This window comes from Microtetraspora malaysiensis (assembly GCF_001528665.1).
GTDB classification, from domain to species: Bacteria; Actinomycetota; Actinomycetes; order Streptosporangiales; family Streptosporangiaceae; genus Microtetraspora_A; species Microtetraspora_A malaysiensis.
In genome coordinates this window covers 16,210-42,881 of the sequence record NZ_BBYJ01000037.1, presented here as the reverse complement: position 1 = coordinate 42,881, position 26,672 = coordinate 16,210, and the positions used below count along the sequence as shown (strand labels likewise).

Sequence of the window (26,672 nt, the reverse complement as noted above, 5' to 3'; positions counted from 1 at the left end):
CGCTTTCGGCCGCGCCGCAATCTCACGCCCAACGGCGCACCGCCTTCTGCCCGGCGGCCAGGCCGAGCCACGGCCAAGATCGACCGCTCCCGGATTTGTCACCCCAACCTGGTAGGACGGAGCTCCGCACCCCCAGCCGAGGATGTCCACCGTGATGGCATATGACGAGGATCTTGAGGCGCTAAACGCCGAGACGCCGGCCGACCCGCGTGACCCGGGCCAGGTGTTCATCCCCGCCGACGGCGTCTACCGCTGGGACGCGGTGGGCTCCCACCGCGAGACCTTCGCCGGACTGCCCGTCGCCGACCCCGACGTGATCGACCACAGTCGCATACCCGACCCCTCCGACTTCGCCTGGCCGCTGTACGACGGCGGCGCGTTCGCGAGTGAACTGAGAGACCTGCTCCACCGGGTCGACGGCTCTCAGATCCGGGCCCTCGTGGTCGCCGGGGAGAATGTGCGTAACGCGCCCGAGGTGCTCGCCGCCCACGCCCACCGGCTGCCCCGGCTGCGCTCGCTCTTCCTCGGGTTCGTCGAACCGGAGCAGTGGGAGATCTCCTGGATCCAGCAAGGCGACATCACCCCGGTCCTGGAGGCCTTCCCCAGGTTGGAGCGGCTCGACGTACGCGGGGGCGAGGGACTGCTGCTGCGCCCCGTACGGCACGAGCACCTCACCGTCCTACGGTTCGAGACCGGCGGACTGCCCGGCCACGTCGTCCGCGCCCTCTCGACGTGCGAGCTGCCCGCGCTGGAGCACGTGGAGCTGTGGCTCGGCGTCGCCAATTACGGCGGTGACGCCACCGTGGCCGACCTGGAGGGAATCCTGTCCGGGGCGGGCCTGCCCGCGCTGCGGCGGCTCGGGCTGCGCGACAGCGAGATCCAGGACGACATGGCCGCCGCCGTGGCCACGGCACCGGTCGTCGCCCGTCTCGAGGCGCTCAGCCTCAGCATGGGCATGCTGTCCGACACCGGCGCCGAAGCGCTACTCGACGGTCAGCCCCTCACCCACCTGCGCCACCTCGACCTGCACCACCACTTTCTCAGCGACGGCATGGCGGCGCGGATCCGGAGCGCCCTACCCGGCGTCGACGTCGACCTCTCCGAACCTCAGCCGCGGGACGAGCGCTACGTCGCCGTCTCGGAGTGAGACCTCGCACCTGGGTGCGTGCCACGGGCAGACAGGTTGGCAGCTGTCCAATACATCTAAGAGGACGTTTTGCGAGCTACTGCCCACCCGTGTCCAACCGCATCGCTTGGCAACCCGGACGGCCGGAGCAGCCTTGACTTGGAAGGACACAGCCTGCCAGGCGAGCGTCTCCTCCAGTGCGGCTCCAGCATCTGGGACCACGGTTGCCCGAGCAGTGTCTCCGTTGAGGCTGTGATCCGCCCACCTGCTGTAATGCAATGAGCGAAACGGGCATCAACCCACGAAACGCCCTCTCAGGGGTCCCGTTCCTCTTTTGCCCAAGCCCTGCCGAACTCACGAACCGCTTGTCACGCGCCCGAGATCCTTAACTACGCGGCCTTGCGTCTTGGTTCCCAGTGGCAGTGGCTCGCAAGGACGTCACGGTGCAATATGGGTCATCTCGACAGGCTTAAACGGAGTATCGGTGCGTGGAAGTATGAAGTGTCCGGACTGCGGTGCGATGTTGTCCGGAACCGGGTTCCAGGAGCCGGGGTCCAGATGCCCGAGGTGTGCGCTGCCTCTGCAGGGACCCGCCGCGCACGAGCTCTGGCAGGTGGACCAGGCTCTCGCCGGGCTGAGGGATCAGCAGGCCAGGCTACAGGCCCGCCGTACGGAACTGCTCGGCGTCCTGCGCGCCGACGCGGCGGGTCAGGGGGCGGCAGGCGCGGGTGCGGCGCCTCCCTACGCGGGCGCGCTCCCGCCGTCCCCGGGGACGGCGGCCGGACTTGGAGCTGTGGGGCCCGGTGCCCCGACGCGGGAGGTCTCCCCGGGCACCGCGAAGAACGTCCTGCTCATCCTCGGCGGCCTGCTGCTGACGGTGGCGGCGGCGGTGTTCACCGTGGTGAGCTGGGGGCAACTGGGCATGGGCGGGCGCGCGGCCGTGCTGGCCGCGTTCACCGCGCTGGTCATGCTGGCGCCGGTCGTGCTGATCCGGCGCAGGCTCACCGCGACGGCCGAGACCATGGCCGGATTCGCGGTCGCGCTGCTGCTGCTCGACGGCTACGCGGCCAGGCGGGTGGGATTCCTTGGGGTGGGCTCCCTCGACGCGCTGCACTACACGGCGGGGGTGTTCGGGCTCACCGCGCTCATCCTGGTGGCCTATGCCCGGGTCACCCGGCTTCGCGGACCCGCTCCGGTCGCCGTGGTGCTGGCGCAGCCGGTCCTGCCGCTGCTGGCCGGTGACTTGTCGGAGACCTGGCTGGTGGCCATGCTGGTGGCCGCGGTGGCGCTGGACGTCGCCCTGGTCCGCTACGGCCGGGGAGCGGTGAGGGTGACGGCCGCCCTGGCCGGCAGCGGGGTCGCGACCCTCGCCCTGCTGGGCGGTGCGCCCTACGCGCTGGGGTCCCCTTCCGTCGGTCAGGCTCTGGTCAGGTCGGCGCCGCTGGTCGCGCTGGCTCTGCTCGGCGGGATCGTGACATGGCTGCTGGTCAGGCTGGGCAAGGCTGAGGGGGAGATCCGGGCCTCCGCGGTCGCCGTCGGAACCGCGCTCACACTGATTGCCGTGTTGGCCGCGCTGGCGCAGCCGGCGCTGGACGGCCCGGGCACGGACTGGCGTCCCCTGGCCTACCTCGTTCCCGCGCTCGCGGTGGTGCTCGCCGCCGATTGGCTGCCCTGGCGAAGGGTACGGCTGGCGGGCATGGGCACCGGCGGGCTGGTGGCGCTGCTGACCACGCTGGCGCTGCTGGCTCGGCTCGTGGCCACCCTGGTGGCGCCGTTCGCCTGGCTGGACGTGCTGTGGACGGGCACGTGGAACGGACGGCAGTGGCAGCCGTTCGAGACGGCGTCGCCGGCGGACGTGGTGGTGCTGGCCGTGTTGGCGGCCAGCCTCCTGGCGGCGGTCGTGCGCGGCACCGGCGGGCGGCCGAGGAAGGTGGCGGCGTCCGGTGCGCTGGTGTCCGGGGCGCTCATGGTCGTGGTCGCCTCCCAAGCCTTCGCGATGCCCTACCCGGCCGCGGTGGCGGTGCAGGCGGTGCTGGCCGTCGCGCTGGCGGTGGCCGCCACACTGGGCCGGGTGCCCTGGTGGGCGGTGGCATGCGCGCTCGTCGCCGGTCCGATCTCGGTACGGGCGGCGGCGTACGCGTTCGGCAGCGAGCCGGCGACGCTGATCGTGCTGCCGATCCTGGCGGTGGCGGCCGCCGCAATGGCGCTGGTGGCCAGGCTGAAGGAGCTCCGGTTCTGGGGGGTGGGCTTCGCTGCGCTGTTCCTCGGGCTGGAGGCGGTGGCGGTGGGTTTCTCACTGGGCCTGCGCGTCCTGGTTGCGGCGAGCGTGGGATTCGCCGTGGCCGGGGTGCTGGTGCTGCTCATGTCGCTGTGGGCGGGGTCGGCCAGCCGAGGCGGCGTGAACGGCCTCAGGTACACCGGCGCCACCCTGCTGTTGCTGGCCTCGTGGCTGCGGCTGGGGGCGGACGAGGTCACCGTCGTCGAGGCGTACACGGTGTCGTGCTCGCTGGTCCTGCTGGGATTCGGCTGGTGGCGGCGGCGCGGTGCGGCGGTTTCGTCCTGGGCGGCCTATGGTGCGGGCCTCTCCTTCACGATGCTGCCCAGCCTGGTGGCGGTCTACTCGGACACCGAATGGCGGCGGTCGCTGGTGCTCGGCGTGCTGGCGTTGGCGGTGTTGTTCGCCGGAGCCCGGTTCCGGCTCCAGGCGCCCACGGCGATCGGAGCCGTCGTGGTCGCCGGGGTTGTGGTGCGGGAACTGGCCCCGTACGTGTCGGAGATGCTCCTCGCGGTGCCGCGCTGGGTGCCGATCGCCGTGGGCGGGCTGCTGCTCGTGGTGGTCGGGGCGACGTATGAGGCCCGCATGCGTGACCTGCGCCGGTTGCGTGACACCCTGGCGGCGATGGGTTGACGTTCCGCCATCGAAAGATGTGCTGGTTGTAGAACTCCCCGTATTCGCGCGGAGCATGCCGTAGGTGGCGTTCGTTCCAACTGTGGACCCCACCAGCGATTGATAGTCCGGAAGTTGCAGCCTGAGTATGTCGCGTTTGTCATTCGTGGCCGGTGGTGCGCCTCAGCTGCTCAGTCGCGTCATGCTCGCAGGTGCTTATCACCCGAGAATGTTTCGGCCCTGACTCCGACCCGCTGCGGCTGAGCTAGCGGTCAAGCATCGGATCCGTCGATTACTTCAGTGGGGCGGGCGCTGAGCGTGGCCATGGACGGCCTCGGCGGCACTGCAACTGCTCTCCCCGGGCATTGCCTGCACGCGGGAGGGGCGCCAGACCTCGACGCCCTGCTGGCGGACACGGGCGAATAGGCATTCTCCCGGGCGCGCGCGCAGCGCGATGCCGATCACGCCGTCGATCTCGGCTACGTCCTTACCGATGCGGTCGTCAAGGTCTAGATGGTCGACCGCCTTACGGGCGGCTATCAGGTCGGGGGTCTTGGGGAGGTGCATCTTCAGCCACTCGAAGGCGTTGTCCGGGATCGACGCGGGGGCGCGGAAGGCTCGCGGCTCGCCCGTCGGGCAGTCGACCTCGTCCACGTCGGTGTCGGAATAGGAGACCGAGATCTCGAAGCATGCGGATGTCACCGGGTAGGTGCTCGGGGATGGGCCATGGGTCGCTTCGTAGGCGCGGGTGGCTTCGTTCACTGGTTGCGGCTGGCCGTCTGCGCCGACCCGGCTGGTGGCGCGGATCCTCAGCAGAACACGCCCCTGATCGGTGGTGCTGTACCTGGTGCCTGTCACGGAGTACACGTCGACATCTTCGTCACGGGAGAGCACCCAGCCAACGTCCTCGGCGTTCCAGCCGAGGCCGCGGCCGAGTTGCTCGGCGATCTGGTCGGCGTGGGCGCGGGCGGCCCGCGCAGCGGGATCCTCAGCGCAGGCGCCGAGAGCGAGAAGAGCGACCAGGAACAACGGGGGGAGCCGGCGCACTCTTTCTTCTCTATCGCACCACGGCGGCAGGGCCGGTCGGCATGCTCAAAAGGTGACCTTACGAGAGGGCGTTTTGAGAGTATTTGCCGGTTCGAGTCCAGCCATGTCGCCTGGCAACCCCGGAGCTCGGAGCGACCTTGACCTGGGCGAACGCAACCCGGCGGTCGCCTCCACCAGGCTGGCCCCACCGATTGGGATTGCGAGGGCTCGAGTGGTTTCTCCGTTGGGCCTGCGATCGGGTCACCTACGGCAACGCAAAGAACAAATCGGGCATCAACCCGCGAAACGGCCTCTAAGGTCTTGCTTTCCATCCCTGACGAGCTGGGCTGCGAGCGGGAGATGCGAGCCACTCCTGGGTTTCCGGCATCGGCTCGACCTGGAGGCTCTGCATGTGCGCGCGCAGAAGCCGCCCGGTCTGGCGCGCTTGATCGGCACGGCCAAGCTGTACTTGGAGGCGGATGAGGCGGCACCAGGTGTCCTCGGTGTCCGGGTCGAGGCGACGGGCCTGGTCGAGGAGCTCCAGAGCCCGTTCCGCGTCATCCCCTTCAACCAGATCGGCGAGCTGCGTGAGCGCGTCGACCTGAGCCACGATCAGCGGGTAGCGCTCGTCGAGGACCCATTCCTCGCTGATCCCCGCACCGATCTCGCCACCGCACAATCCAGCGGTGCGTGTTAGGCACGCGATCCGGGCAGCCTGGATCCCCGGCCGTACGCGCCTGCTTGACGGCGGCCCGGAAATCCCAAAGATCGAAGCCGATCACCTTCGGATCAGCCCGGTAGGTCTCGTCGTCCCCGAGCTGGATGAACGGCTCGCAGGACAGCCCGATCGATTCCTCCAGGGCGTGCATGGTCCATCCTCAGGGGCGCAAGGCACGGCACCTTTACGATGTAGATCACGACGACGATGGGACGTGTGCCCCGAATCCATTTGAACAACCGCCGCCGTACACGCCCTCGGCCCCCTGGAACAGGCGGCAGCCTGCGACAACGACAGTCACCAGGGTGTCAGCAACTGACGCCTCGTCCGAGCAACAAACGAGCAACGAACAAACAGAAAGCCGTGATCACATTCCTTGTGATCACGGCTCCGACCTGCGTAAACGCGGTCGGGACGACAGGATTTGAACCTGCGACCCCTTGGCCCCCAGGCAACCTAACCCATCCACCCCTGCGGCACTAAAGCTACTCTGAGCGGGGAAAACAGTCCCTGCTAGTCCACCAGCATCCACACGCGTCCGGGTGCGTTGTCACTCAGTTGGTCACTCAGAAGGCCACATCGCCCCGCCCTGAGATCAGGGCGCTTTCAGCGGAACTGGTGGTCGAGCACCCGCCTGCGAACGGCGGCGTTTCGCCGCTTGAGCTCTGCCGGGTCGACGCCGATCAGCACCCCGTCCCGTTTCCGGACGACACCGCCGATCACCACAGTGTCCACATCGTGCGCGGAGGCCGCGGTAAGCACGACGTGGGCCACCGGGTCGCTCAGGGCCGCGTCCACGTCACGAGGCCGGAGAACCACGAGAGTCGCCCGCCCGGGTGGCTCTCGCGCTGGTATTGCACCAGCCGGCCGCCCCGCCGATGCGGTTCGCGGCCGGCGGGACTGGAAATATGCGCTCGGCCTGGAGCTCGAAGGCGCCGGGTTCGACTTCTCGGTGTTGAGCGAGTTCCGGGACTGTGTGCGCGGGGTTCACTCCACCACCCGCGTCGGGTGCCCTCGACCGCCGGACCGGTCGCGCGCACCGCTGTCAGACCTTCCCCGGGTCGCCGACACGCTCGTAGACATCGGCCTCGAACTGGTCGAGGAGCCGTTCGCACTCCGCGACCTTCTCGTTGGCGAGTTCCCTGCCCGGGGCGCTCATCCAGTCGCGCCCCTCCACCTTGCGGAGCCAGCGCCGTAGCTTCTCCAGGTCCTGCCGGATCTCCTCGGCCTCCTCGAACGTGTAGTTCTCGCGGAACGACTCCAGCGAGTGGTGCTCGCGCCCCTCGACCTCGGCCAGCACGAAGATCAATGCTCTCGCCGCCGAGCTCGTCGATGCGCTCGCGGACCTTGTCGAGGCGTTCCCGTACTCCCGGGCGATCCGGCAGCACGCATACGGCCTGCTGGATGTAGAGGGCGCCCAGGCGCTTCAGCTCCCGCCACACCGCCACCCGAGCACGCGAGGTCGTGGACGGCACGCGGTACACGAGCTGCAGGAATCGCTCGTCGATCGTCATGGCACCCGAGGCCACCCAGTTGACATGTCGGATATGAGTAATGAAGCATATGATTCATTGAAGCATCTGTTACACAGAAGGAGCCGCCGTGACAGGCGCAACGTGGGGCCTGGTGGCCTCGACCTTCGCCGCCTCGTTCGTCGAGTTCGTCGAAGCCCTGACCATCGTTCTGGCCATGGGTGTGACTCGCGGCTGGCGCTCGGCCCTCGCGGGCACCCTCGTGGCGCTGGTGGCGCTGACCGCGTTCACCGCCGCCGCCGGGTACGCCCTGAGCACCTGGCTGCCCGAGGCGCTCCTCCAGCTGGTTGTCGGCACGCTGCTGCTGATCTTCGGCCTGCAGTGGCTGCGCAAGGCGGTCCTGCGATCCTCCGGGCTGAAGGCCATGCACGACGAGGACGAGGAGTTCGCCAGCCAGACCGAGGCCGGGCGCAAGGCAGCGGCCAAGAGCCGGTTCGGCATCGACACCTTCGCGTTCGTGGTGTCGTTCAAGGGCGTGTTCCTCGAGGGCGTCGAGGTCGTCTTCATCGTGATCACGTTCGGGCTGAGCGCCGCGAACATGCCCGCGGCCATCGGAGGCGCGGCCGTCGCCGGCCTCCTCGTGCTGATCGCCGGGCTGATCCTGCACCGCCCGCTCGCGATGATCCCCGAGAACGCCCTGAAGTACGGCGTGGGCCTGCTGCTCGCCAGCTTCGGCGCGTACTGGGCCGTCGAGGGTCTGGGCGTGTTCACCGAGAGCGGCGAGAGCCTCGAATGGCCGGGCCATGACTGGGCCATCCTCGCCCTGATCGCCGGCTGGCTGCTGATCTCCCGCGTCCTGGTCACGTTCCTGCCCCGACTCAAGCCGGAGGTCGCCCGATGAGATTCATCAAGGGTTTCGGACAGTTCTGGTACGACTTCATCATCGGCAACGACTGGAAGATCGCCGTGGCGGTCGTCGCCGCCCTCGCCGTGACGCTCGTGGTCGTGCTCGCGGGCGTGTCCACCGCGGCAGCCACCGTCGCCGGCGGCGTGCTGCTGCTCCTGTTCTTCATCGCCAGCGTCGTGATCGATGTGAGGAGCTAGCCCATGACCGCACAGGCAGTGGAACTGCACTCCCATCACCGCGACGTCACGGGCGGCTGGCTGCGTCCCGCCGTGTTCGGCGTGATGGACGGGCTGGTCTCGAACGCCGCGCTCCTGGCCGGAGTGGTCGGCGGCGGGGCTACGGGGACCGCCGTGACGGTCGCCGGGCTCGCCGGGCTCGCGGCGGGCGCCTTCTCCATGGCGACCGGCGAGTACACGTCGGTCGCCTCGCAGCGGGAACTCACCCAGGCCGAGATCGCCGTCGAACGCCGCGAGCTGGCCCGCAACCCCGAGGCCGAGGAACGGGAACTCGCCCTGCTGTACCAGTCGCGCGGCCTGACGCCCGAACTCGCCGAGGAAGTGGCCAGGCAACTCCACCGCGACGACGAGGTGGCCTGGCGGGTACACGCCCGCGAGGAGCTCGGCCTGGACCCCGACGACCTGCCCTCGCCCTGGGTCGCCGCGGGATCCTCCTTCCTGGCGTTCGCCATCGGGGCGCTGATCCCGGTGCTGCCGTTCCTGCTGGGGTCGTCCTCGATGTCGGCGGTGATCGTGCTCACGGCGGTCGCGCTGTTCGCCACCGGCGCGCTGGTCGCCCGGCTCACCGCCAGGTCCCCCCTGTACGGCGGGGGCCGCCAGCTCGTGCTCGGCGCCCTCGCGGCGGCGGTGACGTACGGGGTCGGCAGCCTGGTGGGAACGTTCATCGGCTGACCCGGCGGGCCGGTGATCCTCCACCGCCCGCGGCTCCAATGCCCCCTCAGCGGCGGCCCCGCGAATAGCGGCCGCCGCTGAGGGTTCCCAGATCGCCCTACCGCCGCGCGGACGCGCGGCCCTGACCAGACCGGCGGTGTGACGATGGACCAGCGCAGTTCGCGGCCGACACGACTTCACGCGGACCCGCCGCCCGCCCCTCCCTCGGCCGTCTTCCAGGCGGTCGCCGACGTCTCCTCCATGGGGGACCGCTTCGAGCTCGGCGTCGGCCGGGTCGAGACCGGATGGCGCCCGTTCACCGACCTGCTCACCGATGCCGGCGTCCTGGAACAGCGGATCGGGGACGTCGCCGAGCGCCTGGGCACCGCCGAGACCCGGGTAGCCGCCTCGATCTTGTTCCAGAAGCTCGCCTCCCGGCTGTGCTCGCCTCTCTTCGGCGCGGCGGTCGTCCACGGCCTGCTCATCGAGCTGCTCCCAGGGCGCGTCCACTGGCGGCCGGCGCCCGACGGCGTGCCGCCGCCGCTGCGCACCACCGATCTCGCCGGCTGGGAGATCCGCGACCCGGCGCGGACAGCCGAGCGGATGTACCACACCGTGGTGCCCGGGTTGCTGGAACCGCTCGCCGAGGCGGTCCAGAGGGTCGTGAAGATCGCTCCGGGCCTGCTGTGGGGCAACGTGGCCTCCTCGCTGGCCGGGACCGTCCGCGCCCTCGCCCGCGTACGCCCCGAGCTCACCGGAGCGGCCCTCTCGCTGGCCCGCGAGCTGCTCGACCTGGGCCTCCTCCGGGACAAGGGCGAGCTGGCGGAACCGGCGCCCGGCCACCCGTTCTTCGTCCGCCACAGCTGCTGCCTGTACTACCGGGCGCGGGACGGCCACAAATGCGGCGATTGCGCGCTGGAGGACCCCGGCGCGCGCCGCGACCGGTGGACTCGTGCCGTATGGGAATCTCGGGGAGCCCGATGAGCCGTCGCTGCCCGGCATCACGGCTAGCCGGAGAAACGGAAGCTGTCCACGAGGACGGCGGGAACGGTGATGTCGCCGAGCACCGACACCCCTCCGTACCAGCCGCGCAGCGTCTTGCGCTCCTTGCCGACCGCCGCGACGCCCCGCAGCACGTCCAGGTAGCTCACGCTGAAGCGCAGGTCGCGGACAGGGGAGACGATCTCGCCGTGCTCGACGAGGAAGACGCCGTCCCGGGTCACCCCGGTGACGATCCCGCGCTTCGGGTTCACTGGGTTGGTGTAGTAGAAGCGTGTGACGAGGAGCCCCCGGTCCAGCCGCCCGACCAGCTCTTCCCGTGTTGACGCGCCCGGCGCCATGAACATGTTCGTCGGAAGGGGCCCGACCGGGTTGGGCGCGGGCAGCGCATGCCCGGTGGACCTGATCCCGGCCCTGGCTGCGGTGCGGGTGTCGTGGACCAGTCCGACGCATCTGCCGCGATCGATGAGGCTGACGCGCTCTTTCCCGACGCCCTCGTGGTCGAAGGCCGTGGGAAGCCCCGCGGGGTCGGTGCCATCGTCCCAGACGGTGACGAGATCGCTGGCCACGCGGAGGCCGGGGGCCGCGAAGGACTGCCCCTCCTGCGCGGCGAGCGCGTTGAAGCCGCACCTGCCGAGCTTGGCCAGCAGGTCCACCACGGCGTACTCCTCCAAGACCACGGGATACTCCCCCGGCGCGAGGTCGACCGCGTGATCGTCGGCGCGCGCCTTGCCGGCCGCCTCCCGGCCGAGGGCCGCGCCGTCGACGTCCGCCACGTCCACCGCGCAGGTCTCGGCGTAGCCGGTGCCGCCGCCGGGCGACATGTGCACGGTAACCAGCCAGGCGTCGCTCCTGGTCTGGACGGCTCGCACACCCCGTGTGCTGATCACGGCCGTGGTGACGGCGCCGGTCGTGAAGGAGCCGAACGCGGCCACGCCGGCGGCGTCCGCCGCGGCGACGACCTCGCGCACGGTCTCGACCCGGCGCTCGGCTGTGGCCTCGCCGGTCGATGCCGCGTAGGCGCCTGTCACTTCCGGGATCGGACCCGGTTCCGGAAGGCCGGGCCAGTCGTCGCTCTCGGCCGTGCTGCGCGCGTTCGCCGACGCGCGCTCGACAAGGGATTCGAGCGCGGCGTCGTCCAGGCGCCCCGTGGCGGCCATGCCGTACCGCCTGCCGTGGACGTAGCGGAGAGTGACCCGAACGGTGTCCTCGGCGACACTCTGGTGGATCTCGGAGTTGGCGAACCGGGTCAGCGCGGCGACCCGGGCCTCCACGCTCACCTCGGCGTCGGTCGCGCCGTGCCGGCGCGCCGTCTCCAGCACCCGATCGGCGTATCGTTCGAGGTTCATCGTCCCGCCCCCATCCGCACGCCTCGGAACCGTGCGCCCGAAGTGCCGTGGCCGACCTGCACGCATTGCGGCGGAAGGCCCTTGGCGCAGTTGGGGTTGCCGTACATGACGTAGCTCCGCTCGTCGGCGACCGCGTCGCAGGAGCGCCAGAACTCCGGAGTGATCCCCGAGTAGACGGGGTTCCTCAGGATGCGCCCCAGCCTGCCGCCCTTGATCTCGTAGGCGATCTCCGTGCCGAACTGGAAGTTCCATCGGCGGTCGTCGATCGACCAGCTGCGGTTCTGGGTCAGGTAGAGGCCGTCGTCGGTGTCGGCCACGATGTCCTGGAGGCTCATGCCGGGCACCGGCACGAGGTTGACGTTGGTCATGCGGACCAGCGGGAGCCGGTTCCAGCTCTCGGCGCGCACGGCGCCGCCGGACTCCCTGCCGATGCGGGGAGCCGTGTCCCGCGAGGTCAGATAGCCGGTGAGGATCCCGTTCTCCACCAGGGTGGTCCGCTGCGCCGCCACCCCCTCGTCGTCCCAGCCGAACGATCCCGGGCCGCCGGGCACCGTGGCGTCGGCGACCAGGGTGACCAGGTCCGAGCCGTACCTGAAACGCGAGTCCAGCAGGCCTGCGGTCAGGAAGCTGGTCCCCGCGTAACTCGCCTCCGCGCCGAAGACCCGGTCGAGCTCGGTGGCGTGCCCGCACGACTCGTGGATCTGCAGGTAGAGCTGGCTGGGGTCGATGACGACCGTGGCGGGGCCCTCGGGGCACGGCGGGGCCGTCAGCAGAGCGACGGCCTCGCCTCCGCATCGGGCCGCGTTCCCCTTCAGGTCGAGCTCGCGGATGAACTCGTATCCCGCCTGCTGCCAGCGGCCGCCCCGCGCCTCGGGGTAGCTGCGCCGCTGGTGCTCGCTTCCCTTCACCGCGTGCGCCTCGATGCCCGCGCCCACGTGCGTGAACACCTGCTCGGTGAGGCTGCCGTCCGTCGCCGCGAAGGTCTTCCACTCCCGCTGGGCGGCGTACGTCGACGCGGTCGACACGACTCCGGGGACGGCCAGCGCGGCGTCGGCGTCGAGCAGGTCGGCGACCTTGACCTCCAGCGGGAGCGCGAAGGGATCCTCACGCACGGGCGTGGCGTACGTGCCGTAGGCGCGGGGGCGCTCCGCCAGGCTGACGCGGCGCCTGAGTGAGGGCGCCGCGCCCTTCGCGAGCCGTACCGCCTCGGCCGCGGCCCGGTCGATCGCGTCCGCGTCATACCGGTGTGTCGCCGCGAAGCCCCATGCTCCGTACGCGAACACCCGGACGCCGACGCCCTCGCTCTCGTCCGAGGCGATGGACTCCACCCGGCCGGTGCGCACCGTCACCGACTCCTCCACCCGCCGTACGACGCGAACGTCCGCGTAGTCGGCGCCCGCGCTCACGGCGGTGTCGAGCGCTCGATCCGTGATCTCCCGCATCGCGCCCGTCGGCGTGCCGTGTGGCTCCATCGCACTCCTTTGTCCATTTCGGGTGAGACAACGCGGTTGCTAGGCGTCCCTCTCGCGGGCCGCCAGATCGCGCCGGCGTCTCCAGAAGGGGTCCCGCTCGTAGTAGCCGGCCCAGTAGGCGTCGTTCTGCTCGCGGGCGGTGGCGAAGTGCTCCGTCTCGGACACCGTCCGGCCCGTGGAGAGCCGCGGGCGCGGCCCGGGACCGGGCCTCGTCAGGTAGTCGTAGGCTTCGGTGCGGTTGTGTGCCAGCATGTTGCCGCCGAGTACGGACTCGCGGTACGCGCGCACCCGGTTGGCGTCGATCCTGGCCATGATGATCTCCTCGCCGCGCTCCGCCTCGCTGAGCACGCGGCCCTCGAAGTCCACGATCGAACTGCGGCCCGGCCACGAGAACGGCGGACCCGTCCGCGGGCTGGACCCGCGCTGCGCGCTCACCGTGTAGGCGAGGTTCTCCAGGGAACGCATCCGGTCGGTCATGACGCTCGCGCCGGTCGGCCCGGAGCCCCAGGGGTCCATGATCGCCGAGGCGCGCACGAAGATCTCCGCGCCTTCGGCCGCCAGTTGCCGCGTGACCTCGGGAAAGAATCCGTCGTAGCAGATGAGCCCGCCGATGGTGCCGATCTCGGTGTGGGCGACCGGGAACAACGGGAACCTGGCGGTGTCGTACCCCTCGCCGAGCAGGTCGATCGGCGACTGGGTCGTCTCCAGCGGATACCAGACGTTGACCTTGCGGTAGCGGAGCGCGATCTCCCCGGACGGCGCAAGCATCACCAGCGTGTTGAATACCGCGTCGTACTCCGGCTCATACTCGAAGACCGTGCCCGCCACGAGATAGACGCCGTGGGACCTGGCCTTCTCGGCGAGTTCCTCGATCTCCGGCCCGGGGAGCTCGATCGCGTGACGCCGCTTGTCCGCGTAGGTCGCGCCGACCGAACCGTGGATCGCCAGCTCGGGAAAGACGATCAGCCGGACCGGGACGCCGAGGGCCGAGTAGCCCTCCATGGCCCAGTCGATCATCGTGACCATCTGCTTGAGGTTCTGGCCGACGGCGCCGTCCACGGTGTCCATCTGACAGGCGACGGCGAGGAACTCGCCGGGGTCGAGGCTCAACGGTTCACCTTCCGGTTCGAGCGGAGCAGCCAGATCATGTACGGGGTCCCGACCAGCGCCGTCATCACACCCACGGGGACCTGCCGCGGGTCGATGACGAGACGGCCGATCGTGTCGGCGACGACCACCAGGGCGGCCCCCAGGAGCGCGGCCACGGGCAGCATCCTCCGGTGTGAGGAGCCGACGAACCCCCGCGCGAGGTGCGGCGCGATCAGCCCGACGAAGCCGACCGCGCCGATCGTCGCGGCGGTCCCAGCGGCGAGGGCCACCGCGCCCATCAGGACGAGGAGGCGGACCCGGCCGAGGCCGAGCCCGAACGCGCGCGGCAGGTCCTCCCCCAGCGCCAGCATGTCCAGCGGCCGGGTGCCGATGATGAGAAACACCGTGACGACCAGCGGGACGACCAACCAGAGCAGATCCTCGCCCGCGCGGCCGTAGGTGGAACCCGCCAGCCAGGTCAGCACCGCGCCGATGGTCATGGTGGAGCGCAGGGCCAGTACCTGGACGACAGCCGAGGTCGCCGCGGCCAGGCCGATGCCGACGAGCACCACACGGGTCGGATCCAGGGTGCCCTTCCGTCGTGCCACGGCCATCACCAGCAGGAGAGCGAGGAAGCCGCCGAGCGACGCCGCCGCCGGGATCATCCAGTGCGGGGCGGTGGACGCCATCGTGATCACTGTGACGGCGCCGATGGCAGCTCCACCGGTGACCCCCAGCAGGGACGGCTCGGCGAGTGGGTTGCGGATGACGGCCTGTACGGTGCCGCCCGCCACCGCGAGGCAGGCTCCGCCGCCGGTCGCGGCGAGCACCCGCGTGAACCTCTGGGACAGGACGCTCTGAATCAGCGGATCGGGGTTGAGCATCTGCGACAGGTCGATGCTCAGTGTGCCGACGGAGAGTCCGACGAGCATCGCGGCGACGAGCAGGACGGCCGCCACCGCCACGACCGTGGTGTAGCGCCTGCCGGTCAGCGGCCTGGACTCGGTGACCGAGGCCCCGGTCTCGGCGTCGCCCGTGGTCAGTCGGCGGACCAGCACCAGGAAGACGGGGCCGCCCACCAGCGCGGTGACGACGCCCACCGGGATCTCGCCGCCCGCGGCGGTCTGGAGGGCCTGTCCCGCGCCGTCGGCGAGCAGCACGAGCAGCGCGCCCACCGAGCCGGAGAGGGGGAGCAACCAGGCGTGCCTGTGGACGCCCACCATCCGGACCGCGATCGGGGCCACCAGGCCGACGAAACCGATCGGTCCCGCGACGGTCACCGCGACGGCGGCGAAGGCGACGGAGAGCAGCAGGACGTAAAGGCGCATGCGTCCCGCGTTGATCCCCATGGCCTCCGCTGTGTCGTCGCCCAGGGAGAGCAGGTCGAGCGGGCGGACCAGCGCGGGTACGGCCATGGCGAGGACGAGGGTCGCCGCACCGGTCCAGAGAGGGACGGTCAGCCCGGTCTGGATCAGCGATCCGTTGCCCCAGAAGAACGTGCCCCGTGCGGTCTGCTCGTCGAGCATCTGCAGCATCAGCGCGAGGGATGTGGCCGCGAGCGCGACGGCCGTACCGGCCAGGAGCACCCGCCCGGGAGCGTACAGTGACCGCCCCGCCAGCGCGTACACGAGGGCCGCGGCGCCGACGGCTCCGGCCAGTGCGGCGGCGCCGGTGCCGAGCACGCCGACGCTCAGTCCGGTCGCGCTGGCGGCCGTGACCGCCAGATAGGCGCCCGCGTTCACGCCCAGCGTGTCGGGAGCCGCGAGCGGGTTACGTGTCCCGCCCTGGACCAGGCCTCCCGCGAGTCCCAGGGCGAGTCCCGCCACCAGTCCCGCGAGCGTCCGGGGCAGTCGTCCGCTGAAGACGATGTCGTCCGCCAGCTGGTCACCGCCGCCGGTGAGCACCCTGAGCACGTCGCCGACACCGAGGTGGGAGGCGCCCTGGCCCAGGTGCCAGAGGAAGACGAGGGCCAGCAGGACGAGGGCGAGACCGCAGGCGACCGGGGCGGCCGGCCGCCGGGTGGGTCGCATCGGGGCGGGGGCGGAGGATGCGAGGACGGCGCTCATTTGACCAGCGTCGCCACGGTCTGGGTGAGCAGCTGCTCGGCCGAGGTGGGACCGCCGTAGAACCAGGGGGTCGGGTCGAGCTTGTAGGTGTGGGTCGCCTTGACGAAGGGCAGTCCCGTCCACACCTTGTTGTCCGCCAGCTTGAGGAAGGTGTCGTCGGAGGACGGCGAGACGTAGAGGAAGTTCACGTCGGCGGGCAGGCTGGTCAGCGCCTCGACGCCAACCGTGCTGAGCCCGTCCGAGTCGGCGTTGCCGGTCCACGCGTTGGTCATACCGGCCTCCTCCAGGATCTGGGAGGCCAGGGAGGTCTTGGCGAAGATCGTCACGGTCGCGGCGCCGGCACCTCCCGCGGGGTAGGCCAGGGCGAACGTCCCGCCCACGGCGGAGAGCTTCTCCTTCGCCGACGCCGTGGTCGCGTCGAGCCCGGCGAGCGTCTTGGCGGCCTCGGCGTCCTTCCCGACGGCCGTGCCCAGCGACGTGAAGGACTCTTTCATGGCCGCGAGCTGCGCCTTGGCCGGATCGTTCCAGCGGAAGGCGACGACCGGAGCGATGGCCTTGAGGCTCTCGATGTTGTTGGCGAGCCGGTCGGCGTTGCCCACGATCAGGTCGGGCTTGAGGGAGGCGATGGTCTCCAGGTTCGGCTCCTGGCGGGTGCCGACGTCCACCGTGGACTCGGCCACTCGCGTGCCCGCGGTCACCCAGTCGTTGTAGAGGGCCTTGTCGGCGACGCCGACCGGGACCACACCGAGCGCGAGCAGCTCTTCGGTGAAGGTCCATTCGAGGGAGACGACGCGGGTGGCGGGGGCGGCGAGCTCCACGGGGCCGAAGCCGTCCTGTATGGTGATCTTCGCCGCGCCCGGGGCAGGGGCGGCGCCGGACTGGCCGGTGGTGGCGGGTGTGGAGCCACACGAGGCGAGGGCGAGCACCGCGACCACGGTGCTGAGAAGGATGGCGGATTTGCGCATCGTCGTCTGCCTTAGCTGGTGGGGGGTAATTCCGTGCGGTCGGTCGTGGGGTCGGCCGTGCCGGTGGGTCCTGCGGATCAGTTGGGTGAGGTGCGGGGGAAGCAGGCGATCCCACCCGTCTCGGGGTCGTGGACGACCTTGACGTCGAGGCCGAAGGCGCGGGCGATGCTCTCGGAGGTCAGCACCTCGGCCGGCTCGCCGTAGCCGAGGATCTCGCCCCCGGCGGTCAGCATCACCCGGTCCCCGTAGGACGAGGCCTGCCCCAGATCGTGGAGGACGAGGCCGCAGGCCATGCCGTACTCATGGGCGAGTGCCCGTACCACCTCCAGCACCTCGACCTGATAGCGCAGGTCGAGATAGGTGGTGGGTTCGTCGAGCAGGAGGATGTCCGCCTTCTGCGCGAGAACGGCGGCGAGCCAGGCGCGTTGCCGCTCGCCGCCCGACAGTTCGTTCATCCTCTTCTCCGCGAGCGGAAGCGCGTTGGTGACGCGCAGCGCCCACTCGACGGCTTCCAGGTCCTCGGTGGTGTGCCGTGAGAACGCGCCGCGATGCGCGTAGCGGCCGTTCCTGGCCAGCTCGCGTACGGTGATCCCGGCGGGGACGAGGGGGGTCTGTGGCAGGAAGGCCAGCCGGCGTGACAGCTCCCTTCTGCTCAGCTTGTCCAGGGGGTCGCCCAGGACGCGTACCTGCCCGCCGGTCGGCCGCTGGAGGCCGGCGAGCGTACGCAGCATGGTGGATTTTCCGCAGCCGTTGGGGCCGACGAGTACGGTGACCGCGCTCGCGGGGAGGGTGAAGTCGACATCGGCCAAGATGGTGCGGCCGTCGTGACCGACGCTCAGTCGTTCGGCGACCAAGGGACCCGACATTGTTCCGCCTTTCTCATCGCCGGCCGCCGTCAGGGGGCTGACAAGGTAAGACAGCTCGCGCGAGGTGGGGGGATTCGGTTGGTAGCCCGCAAATTAGGCCGAATTTGGACCTGTTGTCAATGGGTTCGACTAATCGTAAAATTCTCGTTGCCGGACCCGCACGGCCCGTCCGGGTGCATTCCACTGATTCCAGTGCGATTCCGGTGATAGACCAGCGAGATTCCCACAAGATTCCAGTGAGGTTCCAGCGAGAAAGGACAATCCGATCAGCCAGAAATCTTCGGCCGTCGACCCGTCGGTGGAAGCCGAGGCGCTGTTCGCCGCCATGCGTCCGGTCGTCGACGGGATCCAGGCGACGTTCGGCCGCAAGTGCGAGGTGGTTCTCCACGACTACCGGCGCGTGGAGCACTCGGTCATCGCCGTCGCCGGCGATGTCACCGGCCGCCGCGTGGGGTCGGCCATGAGCCAGATCGGCCTCAGCATGCTGCGGCAGGGCGACGACGCCAAGGACGACCTCAACTATGTGACGCGGCTTCCCGACGGCCGCGTGATCAAATCGTCGACCATCCTGCTGCGCACGTCCGACGGCCACGTGGTGGGCGCCGTCTGCATAAATCTGGACGTGACCGAGATGCGCGTGGCCGGCCGGCTCCTCATCGAGATGGCCGGCGACCTCGACCCGCTGGAGTCCCCTTCCACCACGTTCGGCACCGACATCGAGTCCGTCGTCGATGGGGTGCTCGCCGAGGTGGAGGACGCCCTGGGCCACCCGCTCACCCGGCTCACCGTGGCGGAGCGGACGGAGGTGTTCCGCCAGCTCGACCAGCGAGGTCTGTTCCAGCTGCGCCGGGCCGTCCCCATGGTCGCGGAGCGGCTCGGGATGTCACGCCAGTCGGTCTACAACTACATCACCCGTCTCAAGGAGGAGTCCGCTGGATCTTGATCACGGAGTCGGCGGACGGGCACGGCGCGCGAGATCGGGGGCGCGGCCTCACGCTCATCGGACGGTCGCGGACTCGTGGTGGCGTGCGGTGACCGGCTCCACCCTGACCCGGCCGTCCGGGCCTATCACATGCATCTCGCCGAACTGGCTGACGGCCGTGTCCACGTGGCGCGGCACCAGGGTGACCAGCTCGCCGATCTCGGGTTCGGCCCCCGGCGCGCAGGACAGCACGAGGTGTTCCTGCGCCGCCGAGACCGCCACCAGTCCCGCGCTTTCCGCGTGCGGCCGGCCGGCGTCCACCTGGATCGACGTGAGCCCCGCGTCCACGGTCACCCGTCCCGCCGCGGGACGGCTCACCACACGTGTGAGCACGGCCGCCGCGGCCGTGAACCCGATGTCGCCGAACCTCGCCAGGCTGCGGGCGTCGTTGTAGACCACCGTGCCGGCGCCCACGGTCACCCGGTCGCTCCACGGCGTGGGCGTGGCCAGGATCTCCCGGAACGTGTGGCTCCCGCCCACGACCAGCTCTCCGATCACGTGCCCGGCGGCCTGGAGCGCCTCGGCCAGATCCGTCATCGCGGCCAGGCCGTCGGCCGCCGTCCGCGCCCGCTCGGGTGTGGGCAGGTCGGCCAGGTGCCCGTCATATCCATGCAGGCCGCGCAGCAGGATCCCCCGTCGCGCCAGCTCGTCGGCCACGGCGAAAACGGTAGCGTGATCGTCCACGGGCACGCCGGTACGGCCCATTCCGGTGTCGACGTCGATGAACGCCCCGACCCGGCCCGGCCGCCAGGTGCGGATCCCCGCCACGCTGTCGGCCAGCACGGAGACCGCCGCGCCTGGATGGGCGGAGGCGAGCTCGGCCGCCCGCCACTGTGTCGGCCCGACCACCGGGTAGGCGAGAAGCACGTCGGCCACGTCGAGGGAGAGCAGGGTGGCGAGCTCGGCGGTGGTGGACGCCTTGAACCTGGTCACCCCGTGCGCGATCAGCCGCTCCATGACCCAGCGTGCCTTGGCCGTCTTCACGTGGGCCCGCCACCTCTCCGGGGATCGGGCGAGCTTCGTCATCAGCCGGAGATTCAGCTCCACCGCCGCCTCGTCGACAACGAGCGCTGGTGTCCTGACGTCGGCGAACATGGCGGCGAACGCGGCCGCGAGTTCGGGAGCCGGTCGGGCGCCGAAGCCCGGCCCGCCCCGGGAGACCGGGGGCGTCACGACAGCCTGGCCCCGAGCCGGAGGCCCAGCCTGATCACAGGGGACCCGGGGAAGAAGACCAGCCGTGATCCGAGGCTCGGCCCGTGGACGATCTCGAATTCGGTCTCGGACGTGGCCCGGCACAGCGACTCCCCGGCCGGCGCCGCGTTCTTGACCAGCTCGAGGCGGAGACCGCCTTCGTGCGGAGACACCCGGATCCTGTCCACGCCCGGGATCGCGTAGTCGCCCGCGTACGCGGCGAGCACGTCGGGGCCGAGGTCGGCGTACTCCACCTCGGCGGTCCGCCACCCGGTCAGGAGCTCCAGGGCGGCCTCCTTGACCGCGCGGCACAGGCGGCCGCCGTCGTCGCTGTTGGTCAGCACCGCGACGGCGACCCCCAGGTCCGGCAGGAGGGTCAGCCTGGTGCAGTACCCCTTGTACGACCCGCTGTGCTCGACCACCGGCGTGCCGCCCGGGGCGGAGGTCATCCAGCCGAGGCCCTGGTGGTCACCCGCGGAGTCACCCGGGATCAGGGGTTCCCGCATCATCGCGCGGCCGGCCTCGGAGATGACGGCGGGGCCGTTCCCGAGATGGAGACCGGCGAACTTGAGCAGGTCGTCCACGCCCGCGATCACGCCCCCGGAGGGCACGCGCGCTCGCGGGAAGGCGAAGGACGGGATCAGGACGTGCTCCGGAGAACCCGCCGAGGCGCGGCGGTGGGGCAGCGCGACCCGGCCGAGCACGGCGTCCTCGGCCAGGAAACAGCTCCCTGCCATGCCGAGCGGTTCGAGTACGCGCCGCGACACCGCGTCTTCGAACGACGTCCCCGCGAGCCGCCCGAGCGCGGCGCCGGCGAGCCAGTAACCGGTGTTGCAGTACCCCCAGATCTCACCGGCCGGGGCGAACTGTCGGAGCGAGCCGTACGCCGACACGACGCGGTCGAGAGCGTCGGCGTTGCGTCCGAACGTCTCCAGGTCTCCGCGCAACTCGCTTTCGAGGCCGCTGGCATGCGTGAGCAGGTGGCGCATGGTGACCGACGCCCGAGCGTCCGCGTCGGCGAGGGACAGCTCCGGATAGTAGGCGACCACCGGCACGTCGAGATCCAGCACGCCCTCCTCGACCAGGGTCATGGCGAGCGTGGCGGCGAAGATCTTGGTGATGGAGCACAGGCGGAACAGCGTGTTCGTCGTGACCGGGAGCGGATCGGCCACGCTGGTGACCCCGAGCCCGGTCGAGGCGACCTCACCACCGGCGGCCACGCCGAGCGCGACGCCCGGCACCCCGATGTCGAGGCGGTGCTTCTCGGTGGTCTCGGTGAGCGAGGCGAGCAGTTCGGAGGCGGTCGTCATGCGCTGCGTTTCCCTTTCTGTCTGTCTCAAGCCTTGGCTGTCTTGCTCTCCGGCCGGCTCAGGCGGCGAGGCCGTCGCCGGTGTAGAAGCCGCTGCCCGCCGGTTCGAGAAGCTCATGGACGCCGCAGGCCTCACGCGCGGCGGGCGCGCCGCGTTCGGTGCTGAGGAATCGGGTACCGCGACCGAGGACGGCGCCCCGGTGCCAGATGAGCCGCCCGGCGCTGATCGTGCTCGTGACCGTACGGCTCACCGGGTCGATCACCGCGATGTCGGCGTCCACGAGGCGTCCCTTGCCGGGCAGCCCGAGGATCCGCGCCGGCGTCCAGGACGCCTTGGTGACGAGCTCCCGAAGGGTGAGCAGGCCCCACTCGACCATCGACAGGCCGGCGGACACCGTGACGTTGCGGGGGTAGGCGCCGCCGTCGGTGGCCAGCGCGTGGACGTCGAAGCCGCCGTCGGCCTTCCTGGACGAGCCGAGCACCAGCCGGGAGATGGCCGGGTTGACGGGCAGGCAGATGGGCGTCCGCGTCTCCGCCTCCTCCCAGAGGGCGACGCCCTCGTCTCCGGAGAGCAGGAGCACGTCGTCCGGCTCCATCCGGGTGACGTGGGCCCAGCCCTCGCGGATCGCGCGGCGCAGGCCGTCCTCGGTTCCGGGATAGCCGGCTCCCTCCAGCCAGGAGCGGACGCGCCTGTTCTTGGGCAGGCCGTCGACGCAGGTGCCGTTGGACCCGTTGATCTCCGCCAGGTATGACTCGGCGAAGACGTGCGGTGACTTGCGAAGCAGCTCGACAGCGGCGTACGCCTCGGCACCCGCGTCCTCGACGTCACCCCGGCAGTAGCTGTTGACGTGGGCGACGTGCAGCCGGTTGTCCCCGGCGAGTTCCAGGGTCTCGCGCAGGCCGATGATGTCGCTCCCGGTCGCGGTGGTGCCGCAGTGGCTGGCGATCCACACGCCGGCGCGGTTGCACTCGTCGATGATCATCCCGGTCGGTTCGGGTTCCCAGCCCTTGTCGACGTGCAGCTTCACTCCGATGCCGCCCGCGGCGAGCACCCGCTCGACGGCCCGCCGGATCTCGGTTCTGGTCGGTCGCGCGGGCAGCTGCTGTCCCGGACGGAACGCCTCGACCGCCGCGATGTGCAGCCCGACGCCCGACTTGGCGGCGGCGGTCAGGACGCCCGTGACCGGGCCCGACAGGTCGAGGGCGGTCGTCACACCCGCGCGGGCCAGCATGGCGTGCCCGGCACCACCGCCGGCATGGTCGGGGATGTGGACATGCAGGTCGACCAGACCCGGGATGACGTATCGGCCGGCGACGTCGATGACCGTGGCGGCGTGCCCGGCCAGATCGGGGCCGACCGCCTCCACCTTTCCCCCGGCGACCGCCACGTCGGCGACCCGGTCGATGCCCGCGGCGGGGTCGATCACCCGACCACCGCGCAGCAGAATGTCGTACTCCATGCCAACTCCTGAGACTGATGTGGCAGAACGCCTCGGCGAGAGACGCCTGCGTTCGGATCCGCCCCTCAACAGGCGGCGCGATGGACCACGACGCCGTCGACGATCGTCGCCATGACTCCGGCCCCCCGGACGTCCCCGGCGTCGAGCAGGTCCCGGTCGAGCACGACGAGGTCGGCGTCCATTCCCACGGCGACGTCGCCCCGTCGGTGTTCGGCGTGCGCCGCGTAGGCCGACCCGCGCCCGTACGCGGTGAGCGCCTGTGGCAGGGTGAGCGCGTGGTCCGCGGACATCGCCGCGTGCAGTGTCATAAAGGGGTCGAAGTCCACCACGGGCCAGTCGGACCCGAGGGCGATGACCCCTCCCGACGCGTGGATCGCGGACATCGGCCAGTTCGCGGCCGCGCGCTCCGGCCCGATCACGCCGTGCCAGTCGTGCGCCCGGTCCGGAGCGGAGAAGGCGTGCGCGGGTTGCATGCTCGCCACGACGTCCAGTGCCGCGAAGCGCTTGACGTCCTCCGGATGGATGACCTCGACGTGCTCGACGCGGTGCCGGCGCCGCCCCGCCGCCTCGAATGCGTCCAGGGCCATGCGGACGGCGCGGTCGCCGATGGCGTGCAGCTGGACCTGCCATCCCCGCCGGTGCGCCTCCACGGTGAACGCCGTGAGCTGTTCCGGCTCGAAAGCGGGCACGCCGCTGCTCTCCTCGCCTTCGTACGGCGCCAGCATCGCGGCCGTCCGGCTCTCGATCACGCCGTCGACGAAACCCTTGACGATCCCGCTCGTCAGCCAGTCGCCGCCGCGGAGCGGCGCCACCAGTTCCTCATGCTCGTCCAGAGTCGTCCGCCAGTCCGCGAGCGATTGCTCGGGCGCCATGGGCAGGGCGATCCTCGAACGCAGCGTCAGCCCGCCCTCGGCCAGCACCTCCCGCCATACCGGCACCTCGCGCGGATCGGTCCGGGCGTCCTGCACGGCGGTGAACCCGGACGCGTTCAACGCCTGTACGGCCCGGCGTAGGGCGAGCTTCAGGTCATGGTGGGTCGGCTCGGGCATCACCCGGTAGATGAGCTGGCCCGCCTTCTCCTTCAACCAGCCGGTGGGCTCACCGGTCGCCGGATCGCGCACGATCGTGCCGTTGACGGGATCCGGGGTGTGGCGGTCGATGCCCGCGGCGCGCAGGGCGGCGGAGTTCACCCAGTAGCTGTGACCGTCCATGCAGGTCATCATGGCCGGGCGGTCAGGCAGGACCGCGTCGAGCAGTTCCTTGGCGGGCTTGGCGTCCCCCCAGGCGGCATAGTGCCACCCTCCGCCCCAGATCCACGGCAGCTCCGGGTGCGCCGCACCGTACTCCGCGATGCGCGCCTGCAGCTCCGGGACCGTGGCGGCGCCTCTCAGCGCGAGCAGGCCGTCCCACTGGCCGCCGGGGATCACGTGGATGTGGGCGTCGTCGAACCCCGGGAGGACCGACCCGCCCGCGGCGTCGATCACCTCGGCGCGGGGGTGGCGCAGACGCAGCGCCTCGTCGTCGGAGACGACGGCGGAGATCCTGCCGTCCTCGATCACCAGGGCGGTGGGCGCGTCGCCGGACCGGGGTCCCATCGATGCGCCGGGTAGGAACAGGCGGCCGTTGATGATGGTCAGATGCTTGGGGGTGGCGTCCATCATTCCTCCTAAACGGCGCCGAGCGGTCAGCCGACCAGGGCGGTGGCCTCGATCTCCACCGGGGAGTCCATCGGCAGCCGAGCGACGCCCACCGCGGAGCGCGCGTGCTCGCCCACGTCGCCGAGCGCCTCGATGAACGCCTCCGAGGCACCGTCAGCCACCAGATGGTGTTCCAGGAAGTCCGGCCCGGTAGCGACGAACACCGTCACCTTGACGAGCGCGCGGATCCTGGACAGATCGTTCACCTCGCGCTGCAACGCGGCGAGGACGTTGAGCGCGCATTGCCGCGCGGCCGCCCGTCCCTGCTCCAGCGTGAGTTCCGCGCCGACGCGGCCACGCAGCGGGAACTCCCCCTCGCGCGCCGCGACCTGCCCTGAAACGTGCAACTCGTCACCGCTCCACCGGCACGGCACGTAGCGCGCGAAGGGCACCAACGGCTCGGGCAGTGCGAGAAATCCGGTTTCCATGCCGACCTCCTGGGCACTTCACGGGGCTCGCCTCGCGAGCCGTGAAGGCCGAGGCTACCCAAGATTTAGACTGTTGGTCAATGACTTGGACGTTTTGTAAATGCTCGCCGGGCGGGTGGGCGCCTCCCGGCGAGCCGGGCGTCAAATCCCGCTGATCAGCCCACTGATCAGCCCACTGTCCGGTGGGTCCACCGGCCGCCCACGAGCGTGCCGAGCACGCTCGGGCGGCGCAGCTCCCCGGGCGCGAGGAGCGACGGGTCGCGCTCCAGGATCATCAGGTCGGCCGGCTCCCCTTCCCGTACGGCGGAGCGTCCCCTGGAGGCGGCGGCGAGCGCGTCCTGGAGCGAGATGACCTGCTCGGGATGCCATGGCGGACGCTCGTCGTCGGTCCTGGTCACCGCCGAGGCGATGCCGTCCCAGGGGTCGAGCGTCGCGACGGGCGCGTCGGAGCCGAGTTCGAGGGTCGCGCCCGCCGCGAGCAGGTCGGCGTATGCGAAGGCTCTTGCGGTCCGGCCGCACCAGTGGGTGTCGGCGACCTCGCGGTCGTCCGGGGCGTGCGCGGGCTGCACTCCGGCGACCAGTCCCGGCCGGGCGAATCTGGCGAAGTCGCCCGCGCGGACGAGCTGCGCGTGCTCGATCCGCCCGGGGCAGCCGACCCGTTCGAAGGCGTCAAGCGCGATGGAGGAGGCGAGGTCCCCGATCGCGTGCACAGCGGGGTGCAGGCCGTGGCGGGCGGCGTGCCCCATGATCGCGGCCAGCTCGTCCGGCGGCGTCTCCAGCCGCCCGCGGTCGCCGGAGCCGGGATACGGGTCGTCGCAGTAGGCGGTGCGGGTGTTGAGCGAGCCGTCGACGAACATCTTCACCGGACCGACCTCGAGCCATCCCCCCGAGCCCGCCACCGCGTCGCCGGTGCGCAGCCCATGGGCGATCGCCTCGTCGAGGCCGCTGCGCGGGATGGAGCAGGCGACGCGTACGGCGACCTCCTGCTCACGGAACCGCCGCAGCCAGTCCGTGACGTTGTCGGCCAGCTCGAAGTCCAGCATGCCGGTCACCCCGATCCGGGCGGCGGCGACGGTCGACTCGGCCACCCACCTGTCCAGCAGCTCGCGAGGGGGCGGCGGCAGCGCGACCAGCGCGTTGTAGCACTCCGATTCGCGTAGGACCCCGGTCGGGTGGTCGCCCCTGCCGATGAGGGCGAGCGCGGCGCCGCTGAGCCAGGCCGTGTGGAGGTCATTGCTGATCAGCACGACCGGGTGGGCCTCGGGGAGCAGCGACCTGTCCGGCACGTCCGCCCAGAGTGCGTCGCGGAAGCCATACCCCATGATCAATTCGGAGGCCGGCCCGGACGGCCGCAGGTGCGGCAGGACCAGCTCGGCGGCCTCCCGCGCTGAGCGTGCGCCTCCGAGGTCGATCCGGCGGCGGGCCTGCGCCCACTGCACGGAGTGCACGTGCGCGTCCCACAGCCCCGGCAGGACGGTCGCGCCTTCCAGATCGACGTCCTCGACCGCTCCGGCCCGCGTGTGACCGGCCGTCTGGTCGCCGATCTCGGTGGAGCCGGGCGGCTCGTCGAGCACGGCGGCCACCCGTCCACCGGTGATCAGGATGTGCCGGAGCGGGCCGCGGAGCCCGACCCTGGCGTTGCGCAGCACCAGGCCGGGACGCTCCTCGGACGCCGAAGGCGCGGGCGGGGAGACGGCTGAGGAAAGGGACGGGGGAACGGGAGGCGTCGACGGCGCCGAAGGTGAGGACATACGGCAGACGCTAGGCGGTGTCCCC

The 26,672-nt window shown here is 70.9% G+C and carries 23 protein-coding genes and 1 pseudogene; 7 read left to right on the top strand and 17 right to left on the bottom strand.

The features are described from left to right. The first annotated feature begins 154 nt into the window (after positions 1-154). Both AWQ71_RS35855 and AWQ71_RS35850 read left to right on the top strand, forming a co-directional pair. The gene (locus AWQ71_RS35855; RefSeq protein WP_169806713.1) at positions 155-1,147 is read left to right on the top strand and encodes an STM4015 family protein; all 993 of its coding nucleotides are present in this window, start codon (positions 155-157) and stop codon (positions 1,145-1,147) included. Positions 1,148-1,739: 592 nt separating this feature from the next. Continuing rightward, positions 1,740-4,034: an SCO7613 C-terminal domain-containing membrane protein gene (locus AWQ71_RS35850; protein WP_157570768.1), complete on the top strand. Its 2,295-nt coding sequence runs from the start codon at positions 1,740-1,742 to the stop codon at positions 4,032-4,034. A gap of 276 nt (positions 4,035-4,310) precedes the next feature. On the opposite strand, the gene AWQ71_RS35845 is transcribed toward AWQ71_RS35850, so the two are convergent. The 5 genes and pseudogenes from AWQ71_RS35845 to AWQ71_RS44755 all read right to left on the bottom strand — a co-directional run. Further along, entirely contained in the window at positions 4,311-5,042 is a 732-nt protein-coding gene (locus AWQ71_RS35845; protein WP_067142512.1) for a hypothetical protein, read from the bottom strand. A gap of 310 nt (positions 5,043-5,352) precedes the next feature. Continuing rightward, entirely contained in the window at positions 5,353-5,718 is a 366-nt protein-coding gene (locus tag AWQ71_RS44760) for a bacterial transcriptional activator domain-containing protein (RefSeq protein ID WP_369407235.1), read from the bottom strand. 645 nt (positions 5,719-6,363) lie between these two features. Further along, positions 6,364-6,555, bottom strand: a complete 192-nt coding sequence (locus tag AWQ71_RS42925) for a hypothetical protein (protein ID WP_067142507.1) — start codon at positions 6,553-6,555, stop codon at positions 6,364-6,366. Between the two features lie 247 nt (positions 6,556-6,802). After that, positions 6,803-7,057 (bottom strand): Chromate resistance protein ChrB, encoded by a 255-nt coding sequence (locus AWQ71_RS42915; RefSeq protein WP_369407237.1) that lies wholly within the window; start codon positions 7,055-7,057, stop codon positions 6,803-6,805. 52 nt (positions 7,058-7,109) lie between these two features. Continuing rightward, positions 7,110-7,271, bottom strand: a pseudogene (locus AWQ71_RS44755) (Chromate resistance protein ChrB); the annotation flags it as partial. Between the two features lie 88 nt (positions 7,272-7,359). On the opposite strand from AWQ71_RS44755, the gene AWQ71_RS35825 reads away from it, so the two are divergent. The 4 genes from AWQ71_RS35825 (at position 7,360) to AWQ71_RS35810 (ending at position 10,007) form a co-directional block, all read left to right on the top strand. Further along, a complete protein-coding gene (locus tag AWQ71_RS35825) occupies positions 7,360-8,130 on the top strand; it encodes a COG4280 domain-containing protein (RefSeq protein WP_067142501.1) in 771 nt (256 codons plus the stop codon). Continuing rightward, the gene (locus tag AWQ71_RS35820) at positions 8,127-8,333 is read left to right on the top strand and encodes a hypothetical protein (protein ID WP_067142498.1); all 207 of its coding nucleotides are present in this window, start codon (positions 8,127-8,129) and stop codon (positions 8,331-8,333) included. Before AWQ71_RS35825 ends, AWQ71_RS35820 begins: the two co-directional genes overlap by 4 nt. Before the next feature lie 3 nt (positions 8,334-8,336). Further along, on the top strand, positions 8,337-9,044 hold the full coding sequence (locus AWQ71_RS35815) for a VIT1/CCC1 transporter family protein (protein ID WP_067142495.1): 708 nt from the start codon (positions 8,337-8,339) through the stop codon (positions 9,042-9,044). 144 nt (positions 9,045-9,188) lie between these two features. Next, entirely contained in the window at positions 9,189-10,007 is an 819-nt protein-coding gene (locus AWQ71_RS35810; RefSeq protein ID WP_067142492.1) for a (2Fe-2S)-binding protein, read from the top strand. Positions 10,008-10,030: 23 nt separating this feature from the next. On the opposite strand, the gene AWQ71_RS35805 is transcribed toward AWQ71_RS35810, so the two are convergent. From AWQ71_RS35805 to AWQ71_RS35780, 6 genes are all read right to left on the bottom strand, one after another. Beyond that, the gene (locus AWQ71_RS35805) at positions 10,031-11,371 is read right to left on the bottom strand and encodes a TldD/PmbA family protein (RefSeq protein ID WP_067142490.1); all 1,341 of its coding nucleotides are present in this window, start codon (positions 11,369-11,371) and stop codon (positions 10,031-10,033) included. Beyond that, positions 11,368-12,843, bottom strand: coding sequence for a TldD/PmbA family protein (locus AWQ71_RS35800; RefSeq protein WP_218002093.1), 1,476 nt, complete (start codon positions 12,841-12,843; stop codon positions 11,368-11,370). Before AWQ71_RS35800 ends, AWQ71_RS35805 begins: the two co-directional genes overlap by 4 nt. A gap of 39 nt (positions 12,844-12,882) precedes the next feature. Then, positions 12,883-13,953 carry a nitrilase-related carbon-nitrogen hydrolase gene (locus AWQ71_RS35795; RefSeq protein WP_067142487.1) on the bottom strand — a complete coding sequence of 357 codons (1,071 nt, stop codon included), beginning with the start codon at positions 13,951-13,953 and terminating at the stop codon, positions 12,883-12,885. Beyond that, positions 13,950-15,998 carry an iron ABC transporter permease gene (locus tag AWQ71_RS35790; protein ID WP_067142484.1) on the bottom strand — a complete coding sequence of 683 codons (2,049 nt, stop codon included), beginning with the start codon at positions 15,996-15,998 and terminating at the stop codon, positions 13,950-13,952. Before AWQ71_RS35790 ends, AWQ71_RS35795 begins: the two co-directional genes overlap by 4 nt. Continuing rightward, entirely contained in the window at positions 15,995-16,963 is a 969-nt protein-coding gene (locus tag AWQ71_RS35785) for an ABC transporter substrate-binding protein (protein WP_067142481.1), read from the bottom strand. The genes AWQ71_RS35790 and AWQ71_RS35785 overlap by 4 nt, the downstream gene beginning before the upstream one ends. Positions 16,964-17,040: 77 nt before the next feature. After that, positions 17,041-17,829: an ABC transporter ATP-binding protein gene (locus AWQ71_RS35780; protein WP_067142478.1), complete on the bottom strand. Its 789-nt coding sequence runs from the start codon at positions 17,827-17,829 to the stop codon at positions 17,041-17,043. 298 nt (positions 17,830-18,127) lie between these two features. Between AWQ71_RS35780 and AWQ71_RS35775 the strand changes: the two genes are divergently transcribed. Next, the gene (locus AWQ71_RS35775) at positions 18,128-18,772 is read left to right on the top strand and encodes a helix-turn-helix transcriptional regulator (protein WP_218002092.1); all 645 of its coding nucleotides are present in this window, start codon (positions 18,128-18,130) and stop codon (positions 18,770-18,772) included. Between the two features lie 54 nt (positions 18,773-18,826). On the opposite strand, the gene AWQ71_RS35770 is transcribed toward AWQ71_RS35775, so the two are convergent. From AWQ71_RS35770 to AWQ71_RS35745, 6 genes are all read right to left on the bottom strand, one after another. Further along, on the bottom strand, positions 18,827-19,984 hold the full coding sequence (locus AWQ71_RS35770) for an alanine racemase (RefSeq protein ID WP_067142475.1): 1,158 nt from the start codon (positions 19,982-19,984) through the stop codon (positions 18,827-18,829). After that, the gene (locus tag AWQ71_RS35765) at positions 19,981-21,312 is read right to left on the bottom strand and encodes a serine hydrolase domain-containing protein (RefSeq protein WP_067142472.1); all 1,332 of its coding nucleotides are present in this window, start codon (positions 21,310-21,312) and stop codon (positions 19,981-19,983) included. The genes AWQ71_RS35770 and AWQ71_RS35765 overlap by 4 nt, the downstream gene beginning before the upstream one ends. A gap of 58 nt (positions 21,313-21,370) precedes the next feature. Beyond that, on the bottom strand, positions 21,371-22,771 hold the full coding sequence (locus tag AWQ71_RS35760; RefSeq protein WP_067142469.1) for an amidohydrolase family protein: 1,401 nt from the start codon (positions 22,769-22,771) through the stop codon (positions 21,371-21,373). Positions 22,772-22,836: 65 nt separating this feature from the next. Next, positions 22,837-24,429 (bottom strand): amidohydrolase, encoded by a 1,593-nt coding sequence (locus AWQ71_RS35755; RefSeq protein ID WP_169806707.1) that lies wholly within the window; start codon positions 24,427-24,429, stop codon positions 22,837-22,839. A gap of 26 nt (positions 24,430-24,455) precedes the next feature. Further along, positions 24,456-24,896 (bottom strand): RidA family protein, encoded by a 441-nt coding sequence (locus tag AWQ71_RS35750; protein ID WP_067142464.1) that lies wholly within the window; start codon positions 24,894-24,896, stop codon positions 24,456-24,458. A 167-nt stretch (positions 24,897-25,063) separates the two neighbouring features. Next, a complete protein-coding gene (locus AWQ71_RS35745) occupies positions 25,064-26,647 on the bottom strand; it encodes an amidohydrolase (protein ID WP_084259678.1) in 1,584 nt (527 codons plus the stop codon). Positions 26,648-26,672 lie beyond the last annotated feature (25 nt).

Coding starts and splice junctions, on each gene's coding strand:
- AWQ71_RS35855 (WP_169806713.1), top strand. CDS start 155: ATGGCATATGACGAGGATCTTGAGGCGCTAAACGCCGAGACGCCGGCC.
- AWQ71_RS35820 (WP_067142498.1), top strand. CDS start 8,127: ATGAGATTCATCAAGGGTTTCGGACAGTTCTGGTACGACTTCATCATC.
- AWQ71_RS35815 (WP_067142495.1), top strand. CDS start 8,337: ATGACCGCACAGGCAGTGGAACTGCACTCCCATCACCGCGACGTCACG.
- AWQ71_RS35810 (WP_067142492.1), top strand. CDS start 9,189: ATGGACCAGCGCAGTTCGCGGCCGACACGACTTCACGCGGACCCGCCG.
- AWQ71_RS35805 (WP_067142490.1), bottom strand. CDS start 11,371: ATGAACCTCGAACGATACGCCGATCGGGTGCTGGAGACGGCGCGCCGG.
- AWQ71_RS35800 (WP_218002093.1), bottom strand. CDS start 12,843: ATGGAGCCACACGGCACGCCGACGGGCGCGATGCGGGAGATCACGGAT.
- AWQ71_RS35790 (WP_067142484.1), bottom strand. CDS start 15,998: ATGAGCGCCGTCCTCGCATCCTCCGCCCCCGCCCCGATGCGACCCACC.
- AWQ71_RS35785 (WP_067142481.1), bottom strand. CDS start 16,963: ATGCGCAAATCCGCCATCCTTCTCAGCACCGTGGTCGCGGTGCTCGCC.
- AWQ71_RS35780 (WP_067142478.1), bottom strand. CDS start 17,829: ATGTCGGGTCCCTTGGTCGCCGAACGACTGAGCGTCGGTCACGACGGC.
- AWQ71_RS35765 (WP_067142472.1), bottom strand. CDS start 21,312: ATGACGACCGCCTCCGAACTGCTCGCCTCGCTCACCGAGACCACCGAG.
- AWQ71_RS35760 (WP_067142469.1), bottom strand. CDS start 22,771: ATGGAGTACGACATTCTGCTGCGCGGTGGTCGGGTGATCGACCCCGCC.
- AWQ71_RS35755 (WP_169806707.1), bottom strand. CDS start 24,429: ATGGACGCCACCCCCAAGCATCTGACCATCATCAACGGCCGCCTGTTC.
- AWQ71_RS35750 (WP_067142464.1), bottom strand. CDS start 24,896: ATGGAAACCGGATTTCTCGCACTGCCCGAGCCGTTGGTGCCCTTCGCG.
- AWQ71_RS35745 (WP_084259678.1), bottom strand. CDS start 26,647: ATGTCCTCACCTTCGGCGCCGTCGACGCCTCCCGTTCCCCCGTCCCTT.